Here is a 24047-nt window from a genome sequence, read left to right on the forward strand (position 1 = left end):
CACCGTGCAAAATGTTGATGTCGCCATTGTTGGCGGCGGAATGGTAGGACTGGCGCTGGCCTGTGGCTTACAGGGCAGCGGCCTGCGCGTGGCCGTGCTTGAGCAGAAAGCGCCGCAGCCCGTGGCGCAGGATGCACCGCCGGAGCTGCGCGTCTCGGCGATCAATGCGGCCAGCGAAAAGTTACTGACGCACCTCGGCGTCTGGTCTGAGATCGTGGCGCAGCGCGCCAGCTGCTATCACGGCATGGAAGTGTGGGACAAAGACAGCTTTGGCCGCATCGCGTTTGACGATGAAAGCATGGGCTATAGCCACCTTGGGCACATCGTTGAGAACGCGGTGATCCACCACGCGCTGTGGCGCAAAGCGCAGCAGTGCAGCGACGTCACCCTTATCGCTCCCGCCACGCTTCAGCAGGTGGCATGGGGCGAAAACGACGCGTTTCTGACGCTGGAAAGCGGCGACATGCTGACCGCGCGTCTGGTGGTGGGGGCCGACGGCGCAAATTCCTGGCTGCGTAACAAAGCGGACATTCCGCTGACCTTCTGGGATTACCGCCATCACGCGATGGTTGCCACGATCCGCACCGAAGAGCCGCACGGCGGCATCGCACGCCAGATTTTCCACAACGACGGTATTCTGGCCTTCCTGCCGCTTGCCGATCCGCATCTGTGCTCCATCGTCTGGTCTCTGGTGCCGGAAAAAGCGCAGCAGATGCAGGAGGCGACGCCGGAGGCGTTCAGCCAGGCGCTGTGCATGGCCTTTGATAACCGTCTGGGCCTGTGCACGCTTGAAAGCGAGCGTCAGGTGTTCCCGTTAACCGGCCGCTACGCGCGTCAGTTTGCGGCGCACCGTCTGGCCCTGGTGGGCGATGCGGCGCATACCATTCACCCGCTGGCCGGGCAGGGGGTTAACCTCGGCTTCATGGACGCGGCTGAGCTGGTTGAGGAGCTGCGTCGTCTGCATCGTGAAGGCAAAGACATTGGTCAGCATCTTTATCTGCGCCGCTACGAGCGCAGCCGCAAGCACAGCGCGGCGATGATGCTGGCGGGCATGCAGGGCTTCCGCGAGCTGTTTGCCGGCGCGAACCCGGCGAAAAAACTGCTGCGGGATATCGGTCTGAAACTTGCTGATACCCTTCCGGGCGTCAAGCCACAGCTTCTTCGTCAGGCAATGGGCCTTAACGATCTGCCCGACTGGCTACGATAGTATTGACCCCCGTCACACTTTATTTTCCCGGCCTCCGCGCCGGGTGAATATCCTCGTTTGAAATAATCTAATTTCACCTCATTTTTCGCATTAGAAAATCTAATCTTACTATTTTTATGTTACGGAAATTCTGGCCGTTTTTCCGCACGAAATATCACCATCTGCTAAATCCTGTAAGAAGAATGTTAATTTTATGCGGGTTTAGTCGCATTTTGCCAGTCGATAACTCTGTAGGCTTTCCTGCGTTTTTTGGTCATAAGCTAATGTGATGACCCGCTTTACCTTATGGTTAACCGCCGGTTTCGGTGGTAAGTTCAGGTAAAAGAGAACGTTTGCGTCGGCTCCGGATGGCGAGGCCGACACCGGGTTTCACGGTGAATTTTTCAACGAGGAAAAGATGGCTCAACAGACTCCTTTGTACGAACAGCACGTGTTATGCGGCGCCCGCATGGTGGACTTCCACGGCTGGATGATGCCGCTGCACTACGGCTCGCAAATTGATGAGCATCACGCGGTGCGCACCGATGCCGGTATGTTCGACGTGTCCCACATGACGATTGTCGACCTGCGCGGAAGCCGCACCCGGGAGTTTTTGCGTTATCTGCTGGCAAACGACGTCGCCAAACTGAAGACGCCGGGCAAAGCGCTTTATACCGGCATGCTCAATGCCTCGGGCGGCGTGATTGATGACCTCATCGTCTATTACTTCACTGAAGATTTCTTCCGCCTCGTTGTCAACTCCGCCACCCGCGAAAAAGACCTCTCCTGGATCGCCCAACACGCTGAACCTTACGCCATCGACATCACCGTTCGTGATGACCTGTCGCTGATTGCCGTGCAGGGCCCGAACGCCCAGGCGAAAGCCGCCTCCCTGTTTAACGACGAGCAGCGTAAGGCCACCGAAGGCATGAAGCCGTTCTTCGGCGTGCAGGCGGGCGATCTGTTTATTGCCACCACTGGCTACACCGGTGAAGCGGGCTATGAAATTGCCATACCAAATGAAAAAGCCGCTGATTTCTGGCGCGCGCTGGTGGAGGCGGGCGTCAAGCCAGCTGGCCTGGGCGCGCGCGATACGCTGCGTCTGGAAGCGGGTATGAACCTCTACGGTCAGGAGATGGACGAGGGCGTCTCTCCGCTGGCGGCCAACATGGGCTGGACCATCGCGTGGGAGCCGGCTGACCGTGACTTTATTGGCCGGGAAGCGCTGGAGATGCAGCGTGAAAAGGGCACTGAACAGCTGGTTGGCCTGGTGATGAAGGAAAAAGGCGTGCTGCGCGGCGAACTGCCGGTGCGCTTCACCGATGCCGACGGTAACCATCGCGAAGGCACGATCACCAGCGGAACCTTCTCCCCGACGCTCGGCTACAGTATTGCCCTGGCACGCGTGCCGGCGGGTATTGGTGAAACGGCGGTGGTGCAGATCCGCAACCGTGAAATGCCGGTCAACGTGACCAAACCGATTTTTGTTCGCGCCGGTAAGCCGGTCGCCTAACTATTTTTATCAGGAGAACTTCAATGAGCAATGTGCCAGCAGAACTGAAATACAGCAAAGAACACGAGTGGCTGCGCAAAGAGGCGGACGGCACCTACACCGTTGGGATCACCGAGCACGCGCAGGAGCTGCTGGGCGATATGGTGTTTGTTGACCTGCCGGAAGTGGGCGCAACCGTGAGCGCAGGCGACGACTGCGCGGTGGCTGAGTCCGTTAAAGCGGCCTCTGACATCTATGCTCCCGTCAGCGGTGAAATTGTTGCCGTAAACGACGCGCTGAGCGACTCCCCGGAGCTGGTGAACAGCGAGCCGTATGAAGGCGGCTGGATCTTTAAGATCAAAGCCAGCGACGAAGCGCAGGTTGCCGCGCTGCTGGATGCGACCGCGTACGAAGCCCTGTTAGAAGACGAGTAAGCCATTATCCCTCTCCCTTCGGGAGAGGGCAGGGGTGAGGGCGCCCATCTTCCCCTCACCCTAACCCTCTCCCTCCGGGAGAGGGAACTTAAATTCACTGCACGTTTCAGGAACCATCGCTCATGACACAGACTTTAAGCCAGCTTGAAAACCGTGGCGCCTTCATTGAACGTCACATTGGGCCGGATGCTCAGCAACAGCAGGAGATGCTGAAGACAGTTGGCGCGGATTCATTAAACGCACTGATCGGCCAGATCGTGCCAAAAGACATCCAGCTTGCCACGCCGCCGCAGGTGGGCGAGTCCACCACGGAGTTCGCCGCGCTGGCGGAGCTGAAGGCCATTGCCGGCCTTAACAAGCGCTATAAGTCTTATATTGGCATGGGCTACACCAACGTGCAGTTACCGCCGGTGATCCTGCGTAACATGCTGGAAAATCCGGGCTGGTACACCGCTTATACCCCGTATCAGCCAGAAGTGTCCCAGGGCCGCCTGGAGGCGCTGCTGAACTTCCAGCAGGTGACGCTGGATCTGACCGGTATGGATATCGCCTCTGCCTCTCTGCTGGATGAAGCGACCGCCGCCGCCGAAGCGATGGCGATGGCGAAGCGCGTGAGCAAGCTGAAAAACGCCAACCGCTTCTTCGTGGCGGCGGACGTGCATCCGCAAACGCTGGACGTGGTGCGTACCCGTGCGGAAACCTTCGGTTTTGACGTGATCGTCGACGACGCTGACAAAGTGCTGGATCACCAGGACGTCTTCGGCGTGCTGTTACAGCAGGTGGGCACGACCGGTGAAGTGCATGACTACAGCGCGCTGATTGCCGAGCTGAAAACCCGCAAGGTGGTGGTGAGCGTCGCCGCTGACTTTATGGCGCTGGTGCTGCTGACGGCACCGGGCAAGCAGGGCGCAGATATCGTCTTCGGCTCTGCGCAGCGCTTCGGCGTGCCGATGGGCTACGGCGGCCCGCACGCGGCCTTCTTTGGCGCAAAAGATGAATTTAAACGCTCCATGCCGGGGCGCATTATCGGCGTATCGAAAGATGCTGCCGGTAACACCGCGCTGCGCATGGCGATGCAGACCCGCGAGCAGCATATCCGCCGCGAGAAAGCGAACTCCAATATCTGTACCTCGCAGGTGCTGCTGGCAAACATCGCCAGCCTGTACGCGGTGTTCCACGGTCCGGCAGGGCTGAAACGCATTGCCGGCCGCATCCACCGTCTGGCCGATATTCTGGCCTGCGGCCTGAAGCAGAAAGGCCTTAAGCTGCGTCATGAGCACTACTTCGACACCCTGTGCGTTGACGTGGCGGACAAGGCGGCCGTGCTGGCGCGCGCTGATGCAGCGCGAATCAACCTGCGCAGCGACATCCATCATGCGGTGGGGATCACCCTTGATGAATCCACGACTCGCGACGATATCGCGACGCTGTTTGACGTACTGCTGGGCGACGCGCACGGTCTGGACATCGACGCGCTGGACAAAGAGGTGGCGCACGACAGCCGCTCCATTCAGGAGAGCATGCTGCGTGTTGACGCGATCCTGACCCACCCGGTGTTCAACCGCTACCACAGCGAAACCGAGATGATGCGCTATATGCACTCTCTGGAGCGCAAGGATCTGGCGCTGAACCAGGCGATGATCCCGCTGGGATCCTGCACCATGAAGCTGAACGCCGCGGCGGAGATGATCCCCATTACCTGGCCTGAATTCTCCGAGCTGCACCCGTTCTGCCCGGCCGAGCAGGCGGAAGGTTATCACATGATGATCAACCAGCTGTCCGACTGGCTGGTGAAGCTGACCGGCTACGACGCCCTCTGCATGCAGCCGAACTCCGGCGCGCAGGGTGAATATGCGGGCCTGCTGGCGATCCGTCACTATCACGAAAGCCGCAACGAGGGCCACCGCGATATCTGCCTGATCCCAAGCTCCGCCCACGGCACCAACCCGGCCTCTGCGCAGATGGCGGGAATGGAAGTGGTGGTCGTGGCCTGCGATAAAAACGGCAACATCGATCTCGCCGACCTGCGCGCGAAAGCGGAGCAGGCGGGTGAGAAGCTCTCCTGCATCATGGTCACCTATCCGTCCACCCACGGCGTGTACGAAGAGACCATTCGTGAAGTGTGCGAAGTAGTGCATCAGTTCGGCGGCCAGGTTTACCTCGACGGCGCGAACATGAACGCCCAGGTGGGCATCACCTCGCCGGGCTTTATCGGCGCAGACGTGTCGCACCTGAACCTGCATAAAACGTTCTGTATTCCGCACGGCGGCGGCGGCCCGGGTATGGGGCCAATCGGCGTGAAAGCGCACCTGGCTCCGTTTGTGCCGGGCCACAGCGTGGTGCAGATCGAAGGCATGCTGACTCGTCAGGGCGCGGTCTCTGCGGCACCGTTCGGCAGCGCCTCTATTCTGCCAATCAGCTGGATGTACATCCGCATGATGGGCGCGGAAGGGCTGAAGCAGGCCAGCCAGGTGGCGATCCTCAACGCCAACTACATCGCAACGCGTCTGAAGGACGCTTATCCGGTGCTCTACACCGGCCGCGACGGTCGCGTGGCGCACGAATGCATCCTTGATATTCGTCCTCTGAAAGAAGAGACGGGCATCAGCGAGCTGGATATTGCCAAGCGTCTCATCGACTACGGCTTCCACGCGCCAACCATGTCCTTCCCGGTTGCGGGTACGCTGATGGTTGAGCCGACCGAGTCTGAAAGCAAGGTGGAGCTGGACCGCTTCATCGACGCGATGCTGGCGATCCGCAGCGAAATCGACCGCGTGAAGGGCGGGGAGTGGACGCTGGAAGATAACCCGCTGGTTAACGCGCCGCATACCCAGAACGAACTGGTGGCAGAGTGGAGTCACGGCTACACCCGCGAACTGGCCGTCTTCCCGGCGGGCGTGGCAAACAAATACTGGCCGACCGTGAAGCGTCTTGATGACGTGTACGGCGACCGTAACCTGTTCTGCTCCTGCGTGCCGATGAGCGAATACCAGTAACCTGAATGGTGTAGTACTCCAGGCCGGGCAAGGCGATGCCGCCGCCCGGCTTTTTTATTGGGAGAAGAGAATGGCAATTGCACTGGTCACCGGCGCCAGCCGGGGCATTGGTAAAGCCACCGCGCTACAGCTGGCGCGCGAAGGCTACACCGTCGCGGTGAATTTTCACCACAACATCAGGGCCGCGACTGAGGTGATTAATCACATCGTGGAGGCGGGCGGAAAGGCCTTTGCCGTGCGCGCGGACATCAGCGACGAAGCGCAGGTGATGGCGATGTTCGACAGCATCGACCGCGAAGGTGAGCCGCTTGCCGCGCTGGTGAATAACGCCGGGATTTTGTTTGAACAGTCCACCGTTGAAAACCTCACCGCTGAACGTATTAACCGCGTGCTGGCCACTAACGTCACCGGCTATTTTCTCTGCTGTCGCGAGGCGGTAAAGCGCATGTCGCATAAGCACGGCGGCCAGGGAGGGGCGATTGTGAACGTCTCGTCGGCGGCGTCCAGGCTGGGCGCGCCGGGTGAATATGTGGATTATGCCGCCTCCAAGGGGGCGGTAGACTCCCTGACGACCGGCCTGGCGCTGGAGGTGGCGGCGCAGGGCATTCGCGTTAACTGCGTGCGGCCTGGCCTGATTTACACCGATATTCACGCCTCCGGCGGCGAGCCGGGGCGTGTGGATCGGGTGAAGTCACTGCTGCCCATGCAGCGCGGCGGTCAGCCGGAGGAGGTCGCCCAGGCCATCGTCTGGCTGCTGAGCGACAGCGCCTCCTATGTCACCGGCAGCTTCCTCGAGCTGGCTGGCGGCAAATAAGGCTACGACGCCAGCCACAGCCGCAGGCGCATTCCCCAGCCGCTGGTCCAGCCGGTGGTGATCGACTTCACCTCCCCGTGAGAGATCGTCACCAGCGTGGGCGTTACCTGAACGTCCCACTGGCGCGCCAGTTCCCCGCTGGCGTCGTTAACCGTGGGCATCGCCAGCTTCTTCTTCCTCAGCCACCGTTCGAGCGTAGCGTTATCGCCCGAGCGCAGCGCAACCGATATCACGTTGCCCCCGTCTGCGGCAAGCGCCGCTACCGACGGCGTGGTGTAGCGGCAGACGCCGCACCACGTCGCCCAGACGTAAACCAGCAGCGGACGCTCCTCGCTCATGGCGATAAGATCGACAGGCTGACCGTCGAGGGTTTGCAGCGTGGTTGACGCGAAATTCTGCGGCAGCGCGGGCTGGCGGAAATAGTCCACCGCCAGGCTCACGGCTACGCCAATCAGCAACCACATCGCCAGCTCGCGCACCAGGCGCGGGAATTTACCCGCCACGGGCTTTTGCCAGCTGTTCTTTGACCAGCCCCTCCAGATCGTCATAAGGAATGGCGCCCGCGACCATCTGGTCACCGATGATGGTTGCCGGGGTGCCCTGAATATTCAGCACCTGAGACAGGATCAGGTTCATCTTTAAGCTGTCCATGGTTTTATCATCCGTTTTAATGCCGTCCGTTCCGGTTTTAGCCCGCGCGGCGGCGATGCTGGCGTCATCGTGGTAACCTTTTTTCATCATCAGCCGCTGGTGCAGCGCCCAGAATTTATCCGGCGCCTGCTGCCACGTCGAAAGCGCCGCTTTAGCGGCATTCACCGAGCTTTGCCCCTTGAACGGCAGCAGTTTGATGATGAGCTGCACGTCGGGATTCTCGTGCACGATTTTCTCCAGCATCGGGTCGAACTGCTTGCAGTAAGGGCAGTTGTAGTCCGTGAAGGAGACGATGGTGAGCTTCGGCGATGTTGCACCCGTTCGCGGGCTGGCCGGATCGCTGAACAGCAGCGCCGCCAGCTGGTCATCGGAAGAACCCTCAGTCGGCGCGGCAAAACTGAACGTCGATAAAGAGAGCAGCAGTAAGGCGATAAATGTGCGCATGTTATTTTCCTTTCGCATCGGACAGGGTGGTAAGCACCGCTTCGCGGCTTAACAGCGGAGGCAGCACGTGGCCCTGCGGCAGCCCTGGTCCGTAAATCTGATTAAACGGCACGGCGGCGCTGCCGCGCGTGGTTAAGAACTGGCTGATGGTGTCGGAGGGGCGGCTCCAGTCGCCGCGCAGGGCGACAACGTCCGGGGCGGATAGCGCATCCTGCACGTCGTCGCGCAGCAGCACGTTGTATTTATTGGCTTTACAGGTCACGCACCAGTCGGCGGTGACGTCAATAAATACCCGCTTATTCTCCGCCAGCGCGCGGGCTATGGCCTGCTCGCTGAGCGGCTGCCAGTTAATACGATCGCGGCGGGAACCCTCGCTGCCGGAGCCGGAAACAAACGCGACCGCTCCAGCCACCGCGATGGCGAATGCCCCGGCGCGCAGGGCCGTTTGCCAGCGGTAGCGCCAGGCGGTGACCAGCAGCAGAGCGAGGATCAGGAGTACCCCCAGCGTGATAACGGGCACGGTGCCAATGTGCACCGTCAGCAGGCTCAGCAGCCACAGCGATGAGCCAAGCATCATCAGGCCGAGCGCCACTCGCACGACGTTCATCCAGCGTCCCGGTCGCGGCAGCTTCCGGGCCAGCCCCGGCCAGGCGGCAACCAGCAGCCACGGCAGGCTCATGCCGATCCCCATTGCCAGGAAGATCCCCCACAGCAGGGGAAGCGGCGCCGCCAGCGCGACCGATACCGCAGTGCCGAGGAACGGCGCGGTGCAGGGCGTCGCCAGCAGCGTAGCGAACGCGCCTTGCCAGAAATGGCCTGCCAGACCGTTCCCGCCGCGCGTGGCGAGGAACGTGCTGGTGCCGGAAGGGAGACGAATTTCAAATAATCCCAGCAGGCTGGCGCTGAACAGCACCATCACCAGCGCCATTGCGGCAATAAACCACGGGTTCTGGAACTGGATCCCCCAGCCAAGCGCCTGATTGCCCAGCCGTAATACCGTCATCATCAGCGCCAGCGCGAGGAACGAGATAACGATCCCGGCGACTGAGGCAAGAAACTGGCGGCGCACCTGAACGCGGGCCCGCTGCTCGGTTTGCATCAGCGTGCCCAGCTTCATGGCCAGCACGGGCAATACGCAGGGCATGACGTTGAGGATCAGACCGCCGGCCAGCGCCATCAGCAGCACCCAGCCCAGCGAGAACGCCGGCGCGGCGTTGCCCGGCTGAATGCTCAGGCTGGACTCCTGCGCCTGCCCGCTATCGGCGAGAACCAGCGACAGGGTTTTACCGCTGAGGCTGGGCGCGTCCTCGCCCCAGCTATCCGTCACGGGCACGGTGGCCACCAGCGAATGACCGCGCACGGTGAGGGTCGGCTTGCCGAAATCCACATCGTCCATGCCGTCGATAAACAGCGACGGCTCCTGCCAGCCTGCGTCACGTTGTGCCGTTACGGTCAGTTTGCCGGGGGCGTAGCTGGCGCTGAGCGCTGAGGTCAACCCGCCGCTGAGCGGAAGGGTGCCCATTGCCCGGCTGAAGTCGTAATCAAAACCGGCTCCTGCGGGCGCGGTCATGTCCAGCGAAAACGGGTAGTCAGTCAGAATGCAGACATTGCTACAGGTAGATAGCGTCAGCACGCCGCTTAAGGTTTGGGGGATCTCGCCGCGCAGGGTGATGGGAAAGCTCACGTCGCCGTGATAGCCCTGCGTGGTTATACCCGCTACGTCGAAACGCTGCGGGGTGGGCCAGCGCCAGGCTGCGTCCACAGGCTGATGCCAGGCGATCGCGGGTGCGACGCCGCCTTCTCCCGGCGAGCGCCAGTAGGTCTTCCAGCCTTTTTGCAGGGCGACGTCCAGCAGCAGACGGGTTTCGCCAGCGCTTTCGGATTGCGCACGCAGCCTGACGCTGGCGTGCTGATTATCGGCGGCGCGCAGCCAGCCGCTGTCGGCGGCCTGGCTGAGGGGCAGCCATAGCCAGAGCAGGCAGACCAGCAGTCGCCTGAATACAGTAAACATAAATTATCTCCGTAAATGATGAATTAACCTGAAATGACAGGCCGATCCTCACTCACGGAAGACGCATAATCGCAGATGCACCCGTAATCGGGGCGGGGAAATAACGCGGGGAGGCCACAGCCGCTCGCGGCGCGGCGGGTTCGCTGCCAGCAACGCCAGCAGCAGGGTAACGGCAAACAGGGCACCTTCAAACAAGATTGGCGGGACCGCCATCAGCGACTTGGCGCTGAGCTCACACGGCGTAACCGGCGCGTCGACGCCCTCCTGGCCCTGCTGAACAGTCTGAGCTGAGGCGGTGACATTCATGACGAGCGCGTGCATCCCGGCCATCCGCTGGGCGGTGCATATCAGCACTACCAGACAGGCCAGGGCTACCAGCAGGATAGCGTTGCGTTGTCGCTTGATCATGTTCGCCTCTAATATTCAGGACGCCTATATTATCGGGCGAACATATTTTGGCAACGCTAAAGCTGTAAAGAAGTGTCTGGATGATAAGCGGTTTGCCCTCTCCGCTGGCAGAGAGGGCGAGCCGTTACAGCGTTTCGCCGTTGCTGGCAATCACGGTTTTGTACCACTCAAAGCTTTTCTTACGGGAGCGGGACATGTCGCCGGTGCCGTCGTCGTGCTTGTTCACGTAGATAAAGCCGTAGCGCTTGCTGTACTGGCCGGTGGTGAAGGAGACGCAGTCAATGCAGCCCCACGGGGTATAGCCCATCAGATCCACGCCGTCCCAGGTCACGGCCTTCATCATCTCTTCCACGTGGGCGCGCAGGTAGTCGATGCGGTAGTCATCGTTGATGCTGCCGTCCTCTTCCACGTTGTCGTAGGCACCGAAACCATTTTCGACGATAAACAGCGGCTTCTGGTAACGCTCGTACAGTTCGCACAGCGAATAGCGCAGGCCCACCGGGTCAATCTGCCAGCCCCAGTCGGATGCCTTCACGTGCGGATTCGGCACGCTGCCTTCGAAGCCGGAAATGGCGTCACCGGTGCCGCCTTCCGCTTTCACCGCGTTGGTCATGTAGTAGCTGAAACCTAAGTAGTCGCAGGTGCCTTCACGCAGGATCTGTTCATCCCCCGCTTCCATTTTGATGGAGAACCCACGGCGCTCCCACTCGTTCAGCACGTAAGACGGGTAGTAGCCGCGCAGCTGCACGTCGGTAAAGACGTAGCGCTCGCGCATGGATTCCTGAGCAAACATGACGTCTTCTGGCTTGCAGGAGTAAGGATAGAGCGCCACCATCGCCAGCATGCAGCCAACCTTCATCTCCGGGTTGATGCGGCGTGCGGCCTTCACCGCCAGCGCGCTGGCCACGAACTGGTGGTGCAGCACCTGGTACATGGTCTCTTCGGGGTTGTCGTGTTCGGTATACACCACGCCGGAGCAGCAGTAGCCGAACAGCGGCGCGCGCCAGTTGCGCTGGTTATTGATTTCGTTGAAGGTCATCCAGTATTTGACCTTATTTTTGTAGCGCTCAAACACCACTTCCGAGAAGCGCACGAAGAAATCGACCACCTTACGGTTGGTCCATCCGCCGTATTCCTGAACGAGATGCAGCGGCATTTCAAAATGGGAGAGGGTGATCACCGGCTCGATGTTGTACTTCAGCAGTTCATCGAACATGTCGTCGTAAAACTTCAGCCCCTCTTCGTTTGGCTGAGCTTCATCTCCTTTCGGGAAGATGCGCGTCCAGGCAATGGAGGTACGGAAGCATTTGAAGCCCATCTCGGCAAACAGCTTAATGTCTTCTTTGTAATGGCCGTAAAAGTCCACGGCCTCGTGGTTCGGGTAATATTTGCCTTCAATCACGTCCTGAGTGATTTCACGCGGGACGCCGTGGGCCCCGCCGGTGAGCACGTCGCAGATGCTTGGCCCTTTGCCGCCTTTATTCCAGCCGCCTTCAACCTGGTGCGCCGCCACCGCGCCGCCCCATAAAAAATCTTTTGGTAAGGTCAGTTTTTTCATCTTTGCTATTCTCAATTAAGGACTTATTGATTTCGAGTCTAGCAAAGCGGAATTAAATGTCACGATATAACAATTCGCGCAAATTGTAATTTGTCACATCAAAAAAACAGGGTGTTTTATTCCGTTAATTTCTTCGCCAGTTTCCGCCCTAATGATTCCAGAATATAGATGACGGGAATTTGCGTGGTGATATCGTAGACGCCGCCAATTCGCGTTTGCGGCACGTGCCAGGAGAGATTAAAGTCTGCCAGCTTCGCGAGACGGGAATGTTCGTGGCTGGTAATGGAGAGCACCTTGCAGCGGTGAAGGCTGAACTGGCTGGCAAAGCGCAGGATCTCCTCGGTTTCGCCGGAGACGGAGAGCACAATCGCCAGCGCATTTTTAGCCATGTCGTTGGTGACCGGGAAATAAGGATCGTCGATATGGTTGCTGAATTTCCCGATATTAGAAAAGAAACGTGCGCCATATTTTGCCAGCGAGCCGGATGTGCCCGCGCCGACAAAGATAATTCGCTCAGATGATAAGATAATATCAACAGCCTCATCTAGCAGGGCATCGAACTCTTCGTTATTCACGCTTTTAAAGAAACTGATAATTTCGCTGGCGCCAAAATTTGCCTGCTGCGGCTCGTTCTGCTCCAGATAGAGCTTAAAGCGCACCCGAAATTCCGAATAGCCTTCGCAGTTGAGCTTACGACAGAAGCGCAGGACGGTGGTGGTGGAGACGCCAGCCGCATCCGCCAGCTCACGGATGGTCATGTACATCACCTTGTCGCGGTTCTTAATGACGTAGTTGTAGACCAGCATTTCCAGGTTATTGAGGCTGGCAATGGCGGAATGGGAGAAGATGCTCACAATGGCTACACTCGCTGTCGGACACTATTGATCAATCATACCATGCCCCCTGAAGCGGGAAGATGGTTTTATCTCCTTGATTACGCTGATATTAATAAAAACATATACATCTGTGCGGCGGATTCTTTTTTTATGTCTATGATTTATAGCGTTAAATTATTAACGCGTATTTATTTTAGCTAACAGGTGTTCACTGGAATCATTCTCAGTTAGCATAGACTGGCGATGAATAATCATCTTTAGTTTTCCCGGAGTTAAGTATGGTGAGCAAACCATTAATCGCACAGGGATATTCACTGGCTGAGGAAGTAGCCAACAGTATTAGCCACGGCATTGGCCTGGTTTTTGGGATTGTCGGCCTGGTGCTGCTGCTGGTACAGGCAGCGGACACCAACGCCAGCGCGATGGCGATCGCCAGCTACAGCCTGTATGGCGGGAGTATGATCCTGCTTTTCCTGGCCTCGACGCTGTATCACGCTATTCCGCATCAACGGGCGAAGACATGGCTCAAAAAATTTGACCACTGCGCTATCTATCTTCTTATTGCAGGGACCTACACGCCGTTTTTGCTGGTGGGGTTAAACTCACCGCTGTCGCGTGGCCTGATGATTGTGATCTGGAGCCTGGCGCTGCTGGGGATCCTGTTTAAGCTGACCATCGCCCACCGGTTTAAGGTGCTGTCGCTGGTCACCTATCTGACGATGGGCTGGCTGTCGCTGATTGTGGTGTATCAGTTGGCTATTAAGCTTGCGGTGGGAGGGGTAACCCTTCTGGCGGTGGGCGGCGTGGTCTACTCGCTGGGCGTCATTTTCTACGTCTGCAAGCGCATCCCTTACAATCATGCCATCTGGCACGGCTTTGTGCTGGGGGGCAGCGTGTGCCACTTCCTGGCCATTTATCTGTATGTGGGGCAGGTGTAGTTTTTAGTAAGGTGCGGTCTGATGCCCTGAACCCGGCCCTCTCCCGGTGGGAGAGGGGGTATTCCAGAACCGCAGGCCGGGTAGGGCGAAGCCGCTACCCGGCAAAAATGCTTAATCTTCCAGTGAATACGGCAGCGGCTGGATGCTGAGCGTGTTCGCATCATCCCGCACGCGGAACACGGTGTCGGGCTCCATATCATTATTCATAACAACCTGAACCAGCAGGCGCCCGTCGTCCAGCTGCACGGCGGCTAGCACGGTGCCGGTACGGCGCCAGTTTTCGCCCATTTTCATTTCGAGATCTTCGCCCGCTTCCGGCACGCGGCTGGCGTGCCCCGCCAGGGTCCACAGGGCGCGTTTGTTCGCTCCGCGGAATTTCGCACGCGCCACCATTTCCTGACCGGTGTAGCAGCCTTTCTTAAAGCTGATGCCGCCCAGCGCCTGAATGTTGGTTGCCTGCGGAATAAACTGTGCGCTGTTTGCCGCGTCAATCACCGGCAGACCCGCTTCGATGTTCAGCGCCAGCCACTGCTGGCTGTTGTTGAGCTGTGCTTCGCCGCGCAGGGCGTCGGTGATGCGTTCTGCGGTAGCCACGTCCGTTACCAGCAGGAAGCGCTCCGCCGGGTGTTCGAACCACAAAATGGAGGTTGCCCCTTCGCTAACCAGCTGTTTTTGCGCATCCGGCAGCTCGGCAAACAGGTTTTTCAGCGCTGCGCGCGCCTGGAAGCCCGCGACGCCCAGCAGAACGTGTTCATCGTCCGGCTCGATGCTGACCTTAGAAAAGACGGCGTATTTTTTCAGCTCCTTAAGCTGAGCGTCACGCAGGCTGCGGCGCTCAATAAAGGCGAACCCGTCCTGGCGGCGGAACAGACGGAGGTTGCTCCACATTTTGCCTTTTGGATCGCAGTGTGCGGCAAGCAGGTGCTGGTGTTCAGTCAGCTGCGCCACGTCTGCCGTGACCTGGCCTTGCAGGTATTTTTCACCGTCCGCACCGCTCAGCGTTGCCAGTGCCCAGTCATCAAGAGTAATCAGCATCAGCGGCAGACGCGCAGAGGCGGCGGGCTGGCGAGGAGAAAATGGTGTAAATGCCATAGTGTTGTCCTGAATTGCTTAACGCTTTGATAATACCTAATGGTAAAAGAGACTGTATTCATTGCAAGCGCTTTCAGCAGGCCATTCGTGCCATTACCTGGTTATGCGTGGCGCTACGCAAAATAGTGTAATCCGCTGTCTTTAGAGGGATTATTCTGGAAGCCTGTACGAGGTTCGCAATATTCCAGTAAAGTAACGGTCAAAAACGCGTTACACTAGCAGGTGTTCCCGAAGAGCAATAATGAATACCGAACGGGATACCAACTGTGCCAAACGTAATGCAGGAAACAGAACATGGATATTAACAACAAGGCCCGTATTCACTGGGCGTGCCGTCGCGGCATGCGTGAACTTGATATCTCCATCATGCCCTTCTTCGAGTATGAGTATGACAGCTTAAGCGATGACGATAAGCGCCTGTTTGTCCGCCTGCTTGAGTCTGACGATCCGGATTTATTCAACTGGCTTATGAATCACGGCAAGCCCGCCGACACCGAGTTGCAACGGATGGTGCAATTAATTCAAACACGGAATCGGGAACGTGGTCCTGTGGCAATCTGATCTTCGCGTCTCGTGGCGCTCACAGTGGATGTCGTTACTGCTCCACGGTCTGGTCGCGGCGCTGGTGTTATTAATGCCGTGGCCGCTTAGCTACACCCCTTTGTGGTTGCTGTTGCTGTCGTTTGTGGTGTTTGACAGCGTGCGCAGCCAGCGTCGGATTAATGCCCGCCAGGGTGAAATTAAGCTGCTGATGGATTCTCGCCTGCGCTGGCAGGGAAAAGAGTGGGAGATTATCGGTGCGCCATGGATGCTTAACGCCGGGATGATGCTGCGGTTGCGCCGGGTTGAGGGCGGTCGTCGTCAGCACCTGTGGCTGGCGGCAGACAGTATGGATGCCGCGGAGTGGCGCGATCTGCGCCGGCTGATGATGCAGCAGCCGACGCAGGAGTAAGCGCGTTAGCTGAACTGCTCGGCCATCTCGCCCAGAATCTGTTCGCACCAGGCTTGCAGGCGTTCGTCGCTGAGGTCGTACTGGTTGGTCTCATCCAGCGCGAGCCCGACAAACAGCTGGCCGTCGGCAATTATCGGTTTTTTACTGGTGAACTCGTAGCCTTCTGTTGGCCAGTAGCCGATAAACGTCGCGCCTTTGGGCGCCAGCTTGTCATGCAGCATGCCGAGCGCGTCGAGGAACCATTCACCGTAGCCCAGCTGGTCGCCCATGCCGTACATCGCGATGATTTTGCCGTCAAAATTGACGGAATCGAGCCGATCCCAGATAGCTTCCCAGTCTTCCTGTAACTCTCCGAAGTCCCAGGTGGGGATGCCAAGGATCAGCACATCGTACTGTTCCATCAGCGCGACCGCGTCATCTTTCAGGTTATGCAACGTCACCAGTTCCGGGCCAATGATGTCGCGAATTTTCTCCGCCGCCATTTCGGTGTAGCAGGTGCTGGAACCATAGAACAGACCAATATTCATCGCGTAACAATCTCAATTCTTGCTATGACTTTGCGCGTAGTGTACCAGAAACCGATGGCAATCAGGCATAATGGCCGGATTGCAGACTCAAAGGGGCTGATGTGGAAAAGGATCTCGCACTCATCGAACAGTTTCTCGACGCGCTGTGGCTGGAGAAAAACCTCGCTGAAAATACGCTCAGCGCCTATCGGCGGGATCTTACCCTGCTGGTGGAGTGGCTGGCGCATCGGGGGCTGACGCTTGAAAGCGCGCAAAGCGATGACCTGCAAGGGTTACTGGCCGAGCGCATGGAAGGGGGCTATAAAGCCACCAGCTCCGCGCGTCTGCTGAGCGCCATGCGCCGCCTGTTCCAGCACCTTTACCGCGAGAAAATCCGCGCGGACGACCCGAGCGCGCTGCTGGCCTCGCCCAAGCTGCCGCAGCGGTTGCCAAAAGATCTCAGCGAAGCACAAGTTGAGAGATTATTACAGTCGCCCGCGGTTGACCTTCCGCTGGAGTTACGCGATAAAGCCATGCTTGAACTATTGTATGCCACGGGCTTGCGCGTTTCTGAGCTGGTGGGCCTGACGATGAGCGATATCAGCCTGCGTCAGGGCGTGGTGCGCGTCATCGGTAAAGGAAATAAAGAACGGCTGGTGCCGCTCGGCGAAGAGGCGGTCTACTGGCTGGAGACGTATCTGGAGCACGGGCGTCCGTGGCTGCTGAACGGCGTCTCCATCGATGTATTGTTCCCGAGCCAGCGCGCGCAGCAGATGACGCGACAAACCTTCTGGCATCGTATAAAACATTACGCCACACTGGCGGGTATAGACAGCGAGAAGCTGTCGCCGCACGTTTTGCGTCACGCCTTCGCGACGCATCTGCTAAACCACGGCGCTGATTTACGCGTGGTGCAGATGCTCCTTGGACACAGCGATCTTTCAACGACGCAGATTTACACCCATGTCGCGACGGAACGCCTGCGGCAGCTACACCAACAGCACCACCCTCGCGCGTGAGTGCCGACGAATTGTTACAGGATCATATATGAAAAAGACTTTTGCGCTGTTCACCCTGCTGGCAGCTTCGGTTACCGGTTTGGCCCATGCGGATGATGCCGCCATCAAACAGTCGCTGACCAAGCTCGGCGTTACCAGCAGCGATATTCAGCCTGCACCGGTGGCCGGTATGAAAACCGTCCTGACCAACAGCGGCGTGCTGTACGTGACCGAAGACGGTAAGCACATCATTCAGGGGCCGATGTACGACGTGAGCGGCGCGCAGCCGGTGAACGTCACTAACCAGCTGCTGATGAAAAACCTGAACGCGCTCGAAAAAGAGATGATTGTCTACAAAGCGGCGCAGGAAAAGCACGTTATTACCGTCTTCACCGACATCACCTGCGGCTACTGCCACAAGCTGCATGAAGAGATGAAAGACTACAACGCGCTGGGCATTACCGTGCGTTACCTGGCCTTCCCGCGCGCCGGCGTACAGAGCCAGCCGGAGCAGGATATGAAGGCGATCTGGTGTGCGAAAGACCGCAACAAGGCCTTTGATGATGCGATGAACGGCAAAGGCGTGAAGCCTGCGTCCTGCGACATCGACATCGCTAACCACTACGCGCTGGGCGTGCAGTTTGGCGTAACCGGTACCCCTGCAATCGTACTGAGCAATGGCTACGTGGTGCCGGGCTATCAGGGGCCAAAAGAGATGAAAGCGTTCCTCGACGAGCACCAGAAACAGATGGGTGGTAAATAATTCGCGTGAAAGCCCCGATAAAACTGCGCCGCCGTGATGCGGGTGACACCGCTCATTTACCTGACGATCTTCCGCTGCTGTTAAAGCGGCTGTATGCCAGCCGCGGCGTGCGTACGGCAAGCGATCTTGAGCGCAGCGTCAAAGGCATGCTGCCCTGGCAGCAGCTGTCCGGCATCGAAAACGCCGCCGAAATGCTCTACAACGCGTTCCGTGAAGGGACGCGCATTGTGGTGGTGGGCGATTTTGATGCGGACGGCGCAACCAGCACCGCGCTGAGCGTGCTCAGCCTGCGTGCGCTGGGCTGCGATAACGTGACCTATCTGGTACCGAACCGCTTCGAAGATGGCTACGGCCTCAGCCCGGAAGTGGTCGATCAGGCCCACGCCCGTGGCGCGCAGATGATCATGACCGTGGATAATGGGATCTCGTCTCATGCCGGGGTCGATCACGCCCATCGGTTGGGGATCCCGGTACTGGTCACCGATCACCATCTGCCGGGGGACACCCTGCCTGCCGCCGAAGCGATTATTAACCCGAACCTGCGCGACTGCGATTTCCCGTCGAAATCGCTTGCCGGGGTAGGGGTGGCGTTTTATCTGATGCTGGCGTTACGCACGCTGCTGCGCGACAAGGGCTGGTTTGAATCGCGCGGGATTGCCGTACCGAACCTCGCGGAGTATCTCGATCTGGTGGCGCTGGGAACGGTAGCGGACGTTGTGCCGCTGGATACCAATAACCGTATTCTCACCTGGCAGGGCTTGAGCCGCATTCGGGCGGGCAAATGCCGTCCGGGGATCAAGGCGCTGCTGGAAATCTCCAACCGCGATCCGCTGAAGCTTGCGGCAAGCGATTTGGGCTTTGCCCTCGGGCCGCGGCTGAACGCTGCCGGAAGGCTGGACGATATGTCCGTCGGCGTGGCGCTGCTGCTGTGCGACAACATCGGCGAGGCCCGCGTGCTGGCCAGCGAGCTGGACGCGCTAAACCAGACGCGTAAAGAGATTGAGCAGGGGATGCAGGCCGAAGCGCTAACCCTGTGCGAAAAGCTGGAGCGCAGCGGCGATACCCTGCCGGGCGGGCTGGCGATGTATCACCCCGAGTGGCACCAGGGCGTGGTGGGCATTCTGGCATCGCGCATTAAAGAGCGCTTCCACCGTCCGGTGATTGCGTTTGCGCCTGCTGGAGACGGCACGCTGAAAGGCTCTGGCCGTTCGATTCAGGGGCTGCACATGCGCGATGCGCTGGAGCGTCTCGACACGCTGCACCCGAACCTGATGATTAAGTTCGGCGGCCACGCGATGGCCGCGGGCCTGTCGCTGGAAGAGTCAAAGTTCGACGACTTCCAGCGCCTGTTTGGCGAGCTGGTCACCGAGTGGATCGATCCGGCGCTGTTGCAGGGGGAAGTGGTTTCAGACGGCGCGCTTTCCCCGGCAGACATGACCATGGAAGTGGCGCAGATGTTGCGCGATGCGGGCCCGTGGGGGCAGATGTTCCCGGAGCCGCTTTTCGATGGGCGCTTCCGCCTGCTGCAACAGCGCATCGTGGGCGAACGCCACCTCAAGGTGATGGTGGAACCGGTCGGCGGCGGTCCGCTGCTCGACGGTATAGCCTTCAACGTTGATACCTCCATCTGGCCGGACAACGGCGTGCGTGAGGTTGAGCTGGCCTACAAGCTGGATATTAACGAGTTTCGCGGTAACCGCTCCCTTCAGATCATCATCGACAATATCTGGCCAATTTAGCGTCAGTAATCTCTATAAAAAAGGGCGTGGATTCGGTACAATCCCGCTCTTATCACCGCATTTTGACAAGCTCATAAAAGAAAACAGACCATGTTTGAAATTAATCCGGTAAAAAACCGCATCCAGGACCTCACGGAGCGCTCCGACGTTCTTAGGGGGTATCTTTGACTACGATGCCAAGAAAGAGCGTCTCGAAGAAGTAAACGCCGAGCTGGAACAGCCGGACGTCTGGAACGAACCTGAACGCGCGCAGGCGCTGGGTAAAGAGCGTTCCTCCCTCGAAGCCATCGTAGATACGCTGGATCAAATGGCGCAGGGTCTGGAAGATGTTTCTGGGCTGCTGGAGCTGGCCGTCGAAGCTGACGACGAAGAAACCTTTAACGAAGCCGTGGCAGAGCTCGACGTGCTGGAAGAGAAGCTGGCGCAGCTGGAATTCCGTCGCATGTTCTCCGGCGAATACGACAGCGCTGACTGCTATCTCGATATTCAGGCAGGTTCTGGCGGTACCGAAGCGCAGGACTGGGCCAGCATGCTGATGCGTATGTATCTGCGCTGGGCAGAAGCGCGCGGTTTTAAAACCGAAATTATCGAAGAGTCTGAAGGTGAAGTGGCAGGCATCAAGTCCGTCACCATCAAGATTATTGGCGATTACGCCTACGGCTGGCTGCGTACTGAAACCGGCGTTCACCGCCTGGTGCGTAAGAGCCCGTTCGACTCCGGCGGCCGTCGCCACACCTCCTTCAGCTCCGCGTTTGTCTACCCGGAAGTGGATGAAGATATCGATATCGACATCAATCCGGCGGATCTGCGCATCGACGTGTACCGCGCATCCGGCGCGGGCGGTCAGCACGTTAACCGTACGGAATCCGCGGTGCGTATTACCCACATTCCAACCGGGCTGGTAACACAGTGCCAGAACGACCGTTCCCAGCATAAGAACAAAGACCAGGCCATGAAGCAGATGAAAGCGAAGCTTTATGAGCTGGAAATGCAGAAGAAAAATGCTGAGAAACAGGCGATGGAAGACAACAAGTCCGACATCGGCTGGGGCAGCCAGATCCGTTCTTACGTCCTTGATGACTCCCGCATCAAAGACCTGCGTACCGGGGTTGAAACCCGCAACACGCAGGCGGTGCTGGACGGCAGCCTGGACCAATTTATCGAAGCAAGTTTGAAAGCAGGGTTATGAGGAACCAACATGTCTGAACAACAAGCACAGGGCGCTGACGCGGTAGTCGATCTTAACAACGAACTGAAAACCCGCCGCGAGAAGCTGGCAGCGCTGCGCGAGCAGGGCGTGCCGTTCCCGAACGATTTTCGTCGTGACCACACCTCAGACCAACTGCACGCAGACTTCGACGGTAAAGAGAACGAAGAGCTGGAAGCGCTGAACGTTGAAGTGTCCGTGGCTGGCCGTATGATGACCCGTCGTATCATGGGGAAAGCGTCCTTTGTGACCTTACAGGACGTTGGCGGCCGTATTCAGCTGTACGTCTCCCGTGACGATCTGCCGGAAGGCATCTACAACGAGCAGTTCAAGAAGTGGGACCTGGGCGATATCCTGGGCGCGAAAGGCAAGCTGTTCAAAACCAAAACCGGTGAACTGTCTATCCACTGCACCGAGCTGCGTCTGCTGACCAAAGCCCTGCGCCCGCTGCCGGACAAGTTCCACGGCCTGCAGGATCAGGAAGCGCGCTATCGTCAGCGCTACCTGGATCTCATCTCTAACGATGAATCCCGCAAGACCTTCAAGATTCGCTCCCAGATCATGGCCGGTATCCGCCAGTTCATGGTTAAACGCGACTTTATGGAAGTGGAAACCCCGATGATGCAGGTGATCCCTGGCGGTGCCTCTGCCCGTCCGTTCATCACCCATCACAACGCCCTGGACCTGGACATGTACCTGCGTATCGCGCCGGAACTGTACCTGAAGCGTCTGGTGGTCGGTGGTTTCGACCGCGTGTTTGAAATCAACCGTAACTTCCGTAACGAAGGTATCTCCGTGCGTCATAACCCAGAGTTCACCATGATGGAACTCTATATGGCGTATGCGGATTACAAAGATCTGATCGAGCTGACCGAATCTCTGTTCCGTACGCTGGCGCAGGACATTCTGGGCACGACCAAAGTGCCTTACGGCGAAGAAGTGTTCGACTTCGGCAAGCCGTTCGAAAAGCTGACCATGCGCGAAGCGATCAAGAAATACCGTCCGGAAACCAACATGGCGGATCTGGATAACTTCGACTCTGCAAAAGCCATTGCCGAAAGCATCGGTATCAAGGTAGAGAAGAGCTGGGGTCTGGGCCGTATCGTAACCGAGATCTTCGAAGAAGTTGCCGAAGCGCACCTGATTCAGCCGACCTTCATTACCGAATATCCGGCTGAAGTGTCTCCGCTGGCGCGTCGCAATGACGAGAACCCGGAAATCACCGATCGCTTCGAATTCTTCATCGGTGGCCGCGAAATCGGCAACGGCTTTAGCGAGCTGAACGATGCAGAAGATCAGGCGCAGCGCTTCCAGGATCAGGTTAACGCGAAGGCGGCGGGCGACGACGAAGCGATGTTCTTCGACGAAGACTACGTAACCGCGCTGGAACACGGCCTGCCGCCGACGGCTGGCCTGGGTATTGGTATCGACCGTATGGTTATGCTGTTTACCAACAGCCATACCATCCGCGACGTGATCCTGTTCCCGGCGATGCGTCCGGTGAAATAAGCCATTAAGACGTAAAAAAAGCCCCGCGCGTTCCCGCCGGGGCTTTTTTATTGCGCCGCGAAGGCCCTGAGCTTTTCGCGCGCGGTGCTCGCTTCCTGTACCATCCACGGGCTGAACGCCCACGGCGTGGCGTCCAGGGCAAGGAACAGCGCGTCCAGATCTACCCACTGGTACTCCATCACTTCGTCGCTGTTGATGGTGAGGGGACCGGTGACGCGTGCCGCATAGACCGGGCAAAGCTCGTTTTCAACGATCCCGGACGGGTCGGTTTCCCGGTAGCGGAACTCCGGTGCGATGGGGGTGATGTCCGTGATTTCGGCGCCGACTTCGAAGCGGCAGCGGCGGATTATCGCCTGCTCTGTCTGTTCTTCCGACTGCGGATGGCCGCAGACAGAGTTGGTCCATACGCCGGGCCAGGCTTTTTTACTTAAGGCGCGCCGGGTAATCAGGCATTGCCCGTTAGCGTTAAACAGCCACGAAGAGAAGGCCAGGTGTAGCGGGGTGTGTGACGTATGCGCGGCGTATTTCTCCTGAGTGCCAATCACCTTTCCCTGGTCATTTACCAATATAACGTGTTCTTGAATACTCATTGATGCTCCAGTGCCAAAATGCCAAATGGTTTAGCACCATCAGCGGGTTTATTATACTGCATTCTTATGCGAACGGTTTGACCCGCAGAGCGGAAAAGGGCATGACCCGCATCAGTTTGGGCTGCTATCATAGTGCGCCATTCACGCTGACCGAGGAGCTGTTTTGTTTGCAGGAAGCCTGACGAGAAATCCCATCATTGCCGTTTTCTGCCTGACGCTGACGCTGTTTCTGGCGGGATGCTCGGGGAGTAAATCTTCGGATATGGGCAGTTATTCTGGTGCAGTGTATACCGTTAAGCGCGGGGATACGCTCTACCGTATCTCACGCGCTACGGGAACCAGCGTGAAGGAGCTGGCACGCCTGAATAACATCTCCCCACCGTATACCATTGAGATAGGGCAGAAACTCAAGGTTAACGGCGGTTCATCCTCAGGTAAAAAGTCCTCAACGCGCAAAACGGCTAAGGTAACGCCATCCTACCAGGTTCCAAAATCATCGTGGCCGCCGGTCGGACAGCGCTGCTGGATCTGGCCTGCGAGCGGAAAAGTCGTGGCCCCTTACTCACTCTCTGAAGGCGGCAACAAAGGCATTGATATCGCTGCCGCGCGCGGCACACCGGTTTATGCCTCCGGCGCCGGGAAGGTGGTTTATGTCGGCAACCAGCTGCGCGGGTACGGCAACCTGATCATGATTAAGCACGGTGAGGACTATATTACGGCCTATGCGCATAACGACACGATGCTGGTCAACAACGGCCAGAACGTGAAGGCAGGGCAGAAGATTGCGACCATGGGCAGCACCGGCACAGATACGGTGAAGCTGCACTTCCAGATCCGCTACAAGGCGACGGCCATCGATCCGCAACGTTATCTTCCTGCGCAGGGCAGTAAACCGAAGTGCTAAGTGATTATTTAATCGCCAC

At 58.3% G+C, this 24047-nt stretch carries 23 protein-coding genes; 14 read left to right on the forward strand and 9 right to left on the reverse strand.

The window, feature by feature from the left end; translation table 11 throughout:
• Positions 1–4: 4 nt before the first annotated feature.
• The 5 genes from ubiI (at position 5) to MOQ06_RS02900 (ending at position 6922) form a co-directional block, all read left to right on the forward strand.
• Positions 5–1207: an FAD-dependent 2-octaprenylphenol hydroxylase gene (gene ubiI / locus MOQ06_RS02880; protein WP_242170713.1), complete on the forward strand. Its 1203-nt coding sequence runs from the start codon at positions 5–7 to the stop codon at positions 1205–1207.
• A gap of 397 nt (positions 1208–1604) precedes the next feature.
• Complete coding sequence (gene gcvT, locus MOQ06_RS02885; protein ID WP_242170732.1) at positions 1605–2699, forward strand: glycine cleavage system aminomethyltransferase GcvT; 1095 nt, start codon at positions 1605–1607, stop codon at positions 2697–2699.
• 23 nt (positions 2700–2722) lie between these two features.
• Positions 2723–3112, forward strand: a complete 390-nt coding sequence (gcvH, locus tag MOQ06_RS02890) for a glycine cleavage system protein GcvH (protein ID WP_006811885.1) — start codon at positions 2723–2725, stop codon at positions 3110–3112.
• A gap of 122 nt (positions 3113–3234) precedes the next feature.
• The gene (gene gcvP / locus MOQ06_RS02895) at positions 3235–6108 is read left to right on the forward strand and encodes an aminomethyl-transferring glycine dehydrogenase (RefSeq protein WP_242170736.1); all 2874 of its coding nucleotides are present in this window, start codon (positions 3235–3237) and stop codon (positions 6106–6108) included.
• Positions 6109–6178: 70 nt separating this feature from the next.
• Positions 6179–6922 (forward strand): SDR family oxidoreductase, encoded by a 744-nt coding sequence (locus MOQ06_RS02900; protein ID WP_148418547.1) that lies wholly within the window; start codon positions 6179–6181, stop codon positions 6920–6922.
• A 2-nt stretch (positions 6923–6924) separates the two neighbouring features.
• On the opposite strand, the gene MOQ06_RS02905 is transcribed toward MOQ06_RS02900, so the two are convergent.
• The 6 genes from MOQ06_RS02905 to MOQ06_RS02930 all read right to left on the reverse strand — a co-directional run bounded on the left by MOQ06_RS02905 (position 6925) and on the right by MOQ06_RS02930 (position 12842).
• Positions 6925–7425, reverse strand: coding sequence for a protein disulfide oxidoreductase (locus MOQ06_RS02905; RefSeq protein ID WP_242173200.1), 501 nt, complete (start codon positions 7423–7425; stop codon positions 6925–6927).
• The gene (locus tag MOQ06_RS02910) at positions 7415–8017 is read right to left on the reverse strand and encodes a DsbA family protein (RefSeq protein WP_148418548.1); all 603 of its coding nucleotides are present in this window, start codon (positions 8015–8017) and stop codon (positions 7415–7417) included. Before MOQ06_RS02910 ends, MOQ06_RS02905 begins: the two co-directional genes overlap by 11 nt.
• A gap of 1 nt (position 8018) precedes the next feature.
• A complete protein-coding gene (locus MOQ06_RS02915) occupies positions 8019–10028 on the reverse strand; it encodes a protein-disulfide reductase DsbD domain-containing protein (protein WP_242170739.1) in 2010 nt (669 codons plus the stop codon).
• A gap of 48 nt (positions 10029–10076) precedes the next feature.
• Positions 10077–10436 carry a copper resistance protein gene (locus MOQ06_RS02920; RefSeq protein WP_148418550.1) on the reverse strand — a complete coding sequence of 120 codons (360 nt, stop codon included), beginning with the start codon at positions 10434–10436 and terminating at the stop codon, positions 10077–10079.
• A 124-nt stretch (positions 10437–10560) separates the two neighbouring features.
• Complete coding sequence (gene bglA / locus MOQ06_RS02925) at positions 10561–11994, reverse strand: 6-phospho-beta-glucosidase BglA (RefSeq protein ID WP_176609540.1); 1434 nt, start codon at positions 11992–11994, stop codon at positions 10561–10563.
• Between the two features lie 116 nt (positions 11995–12110).
• The gene (locus MOQ06_RS02930; RefSeq protein ID WP_148418661.1) at positions 12111–12842 is read right to left on the reverse strand and encodes a MurR/RpiR family transcriptional regulator; all 732 of its coding nucleotides are present in this window, start codon (positions 12840–12842) and stop codon (positions 12111–12113) included.
• A 266-nt stretch (positions 12843–13108) separates the two neighbouring features.
• On the opposite strand from MOQ06_RS02930, the gene MOQ06_RS02935 reads away from it, so the two are divergent.
• Positions 13109–13768, forward strand: a complete 660-nt coding sequence (locus tag MOQ06_RS02935) for a hemolysin III family protein (protein WP_148418552.1) — start codon at positions 13109–13111, stop codon at positions 13766–13768.
• A gap of 111 nt (positions 13769–13879) precedes the next feature.
• Here the strand turns inward: MOQ06_RS02935 and ygfZ are convergent, their stop codons facing one another.
• Positions 13880–14860, reverse strand: a complete 981-nt coding sequence (gene ygfZ / locus MOQ06_RS02940; RefSeq protein WP_242170742.1) for a tRNA-modifying protein YgfZ — start codon at positions 14858–14860, stop codon at positions 13880–13882.
• Positions 14861–15154: 294 nt separating this feature from the next.
• Between ygfZ and sdhE the strand changes: the two genes are divergently transcribed.
• Positions 15155–15421 (forward strand): FAD assembly factor SdhE, encoded by a 267-nt coding sequence (gene sdhE, locus MOQ06_RS02945; RefSeq protein WP_010435322.1) that lies wholly within the window; start codon positions 15155–15157, stop codon positions 15419–15421.
• Positions 15402–15812 carry a protein YgfX gene (locus MOQ06_RS02950; protein ID WP_148418554.1) on the forward strand — a complete coding sequence of 137 codons (411 nt, stop codon included), beginning with the start codon at positions 15402–15404 and terminating at the stop codon, positions 15810–15812. The genes sdhE and MOQ06_RS02950 overlap by 20 nt, the downstream gene beginning before the upstream one ends.
• 5 nt (positions 15813–15817) lie before the next feature.
• Here the strand turns inward: MOQ06_RS02950 and fldB are convergent, their stop codons facing one another.
• Positions 15818–16339: a flavodoxin FldB gene (fldB, locus tag MOQ06_RS02955; protein ID WP_242170758.1), complete on the reverse strand. Its 522-nt coding sequence runs from the start codon at positions 16337–16339 to the stop codon at positions 15818–15820.
• Between the two features lie 101 nt (positions 16340–16440).
• Here fldB and xerD point away from each other — a divergent pair, with 101 nt between their 5' ends.
• The 5 genes from xerD to lysS all read left to right on the forward strand — a co-directional run bounded on the left by xerD (position 16441) and on the right by lysS (position 22534).
• Complete coding sequence (gene xerD / locus MOQ06_RS02960) at positions 16441–17337, forward strand: site-specific tyrosine recombinase XerD (protein WP_003863442.1); 897 nt, start codon at positions 16441–16443, stop codon at positions 17335–17337.
• A 28-nt stretch (positions 17338–17365) separates the two neighbouring features.
• Positions 17366–18079 (forward strand): bifunctional protein-disulfide isomerase/oxidoreductase DsbC, encoded by a 714-nt coding sequence (dsbC, locus tag MOQ06_RS02965; RefSeq protein ID WP_193354929.1) that lies wholly within the window; start codon positions 17366–17368, stop codon positions 18077–18079.
• Between the two features lie 5 nt (positions 18080–18084).
• Positions 18085–19818: a single-stranded-DNA-specific exonuclease RecJ gene (recJ, locus tag MOQ06_RS02970; protein WP_242170761.1), complete on the forward strand. Its 1734-nt coding sequence runs from the start codon at positions 18085–18087 to the stop codon at positions 19816–19818.
• Between the two features lie 90 nt (positions 19819–19908).
• A protein-coding gene (gene prfB, locus MOQ06_RS02975) for a peptide chain release factor 2 (protein ID WP_096147815.1) occupies positions 19909–21007 on the forward strand; the annotation gives its coding sequence in 2 pieces (ribosomal slippage) (positions 19909–19983 and positions 19985–21007; 1098 coding nt in all).
• 9 nt (positions 21008–21016) lie between these two features.
• Entirely contained in the window at positions 21017–22534 is a 1518-nt protein-coding gene (lysS, locus tag MOQ06_RS02980) for a lysine--tRNA ligase (RefSeq protein ID WP_176609543.1), read from the forward strand.
• A gap of 47 nt (positions 22535–22581) precedes the next feature.
• Here lysS and idi read toward each other — a convergent pair whose 3' ends face one another.
• Positions 22582–23124, reverse strand: a complete 543-nt coding sequence (idi, locus tag MOQ06_RS02985) for an isopentenyl-diphosphate Delta-isomerase (RefSeq protein ID WP_176609544.1) — start codon at positions 23122–23124, stop codon at positions 22582–22584.
• 163 nt (positions 23125–23287) lie between these two features.
• On the opposite strand from idi, the gene actS reads away from it, so the two are divergent.
• The gene (actS, locus tag MOQ06_RS02990; protein WP_242170764.1) at positions 23288–24028 is read left to right on the forward strand and encodes an amidase activator ActS; all 741 of its coding nucleotides are present in this window, start codon (positions 23288–23290) and stop codon (positions 24026–24028) included.
• Positions 24029–24047 lie beyond the last annotated feature (19 nt).

It is taken from the genome of Enterobacter sp. I4 (assembly GCF_022669095.1).
GTDB classification, from domain to species: Bacteria; Pseudomonadota; Gammaproteobacteria; order Enterobacterales; family Enterobacteriaceae; genus Enterobacter; species Enterobacter pasteurii.

Coding starts and splice junctions, on each gene's coding strand:
- gcvH (WP_006811885.1), top strand. CDS start 2,723: ATGAGCAATGTGCCAGCAGAACTGAAATACAGCAAAGAACACGAGTGG.
- idi (WP_176609544.1), bottom strand. CDS start 23,124: ATGAGTATTCAAGAACACGTTATATTGGTAAATGACCAGGGAAAGGTG.
- dsbC (WP_193354929.1), top strand. CDS start 17,366: ATGAAAAAGACTTTTGCGCTGTTCACCCTGCTGGCAGCTTCGGTTACC.
- fldB (WP_242170758.1), bottom strand. CDS start 16,339: ATGAATATTGGTCTGTTCTATGGTTCCAGCACCTGCTACACCGAAATG.
- gcvP (WP_242170736.1), top strand. CDS start 3,235: ATGACACAGACTTTAAGCCAGCTTGAAAACCGTGGCGCCTTCATTGAA.
- lysS (WP_176609543.1), top strand. CDS start 21,017: ATGTCTGAACAACAAGCACAGGGCGCTGACGCGGTAGTCGATCTTAAC.
- MOQ06_RS02935 (WP_148418552.1), top strand. CDS start 13,109: ATGGTGAGCAAACCATTAATCGCACAGGGATATTCACTGGCTGAGGAA.
- ygfZ (WP_242170742.1), bottom strand. CDS start 14,860: ATGGCATTTACACCATTTTCTCCTCGCCAGCCCGCCGCCTCTGCGCGT.
- bglA (WP_176609540.1), bottom strand. CDS start 11,994: ATGAAAAAACTGACCTTACCAAAAGATTTTTTATGGGGCGGCGCGGTG.
- MOQ06_RS02915 (WP_242170739.1), bottom strand. CDS start 10,028: ATGTTTACTGTATTCAGGCGACTGCTGGTCTGCCTGCTCTGGCTATGG.
- MOQ06_RS02910 (WP_148418548.1), bottom strand. CDS start 8,017: ATGCGCACATTTATCGCCTTACTGCTGCTCTCTTTATCGACGTTCAGT.
- gcvT (WP_242170732.1), top strand. CDS start 1,605: ATGGCTCAACAGACTCCTTTGTACGAACAGCACGTGTTATGCGGCGCC.
- MOQ06_RS02920 (WP_148418550.1), bottom strand. CDS start 10,436: ATGATCAAGCGACAACGCAACGCTATCCTGCTGGTAGCCCTGGCCTGT.
- sdhE (WP_010435322.1), top strand. CDS start 15,155: ATGGATATTAACAACAAGGCCCGTATTCACTGGGCGTGCCGTCGCGGC.
- MOQ06_RS02900 (WP_148418547.1), top strand. CDS start 6,179: ATGGCAATTGCACTGGTCACCGGCGCCAGCCGGGGCATTGGTAAAGCC.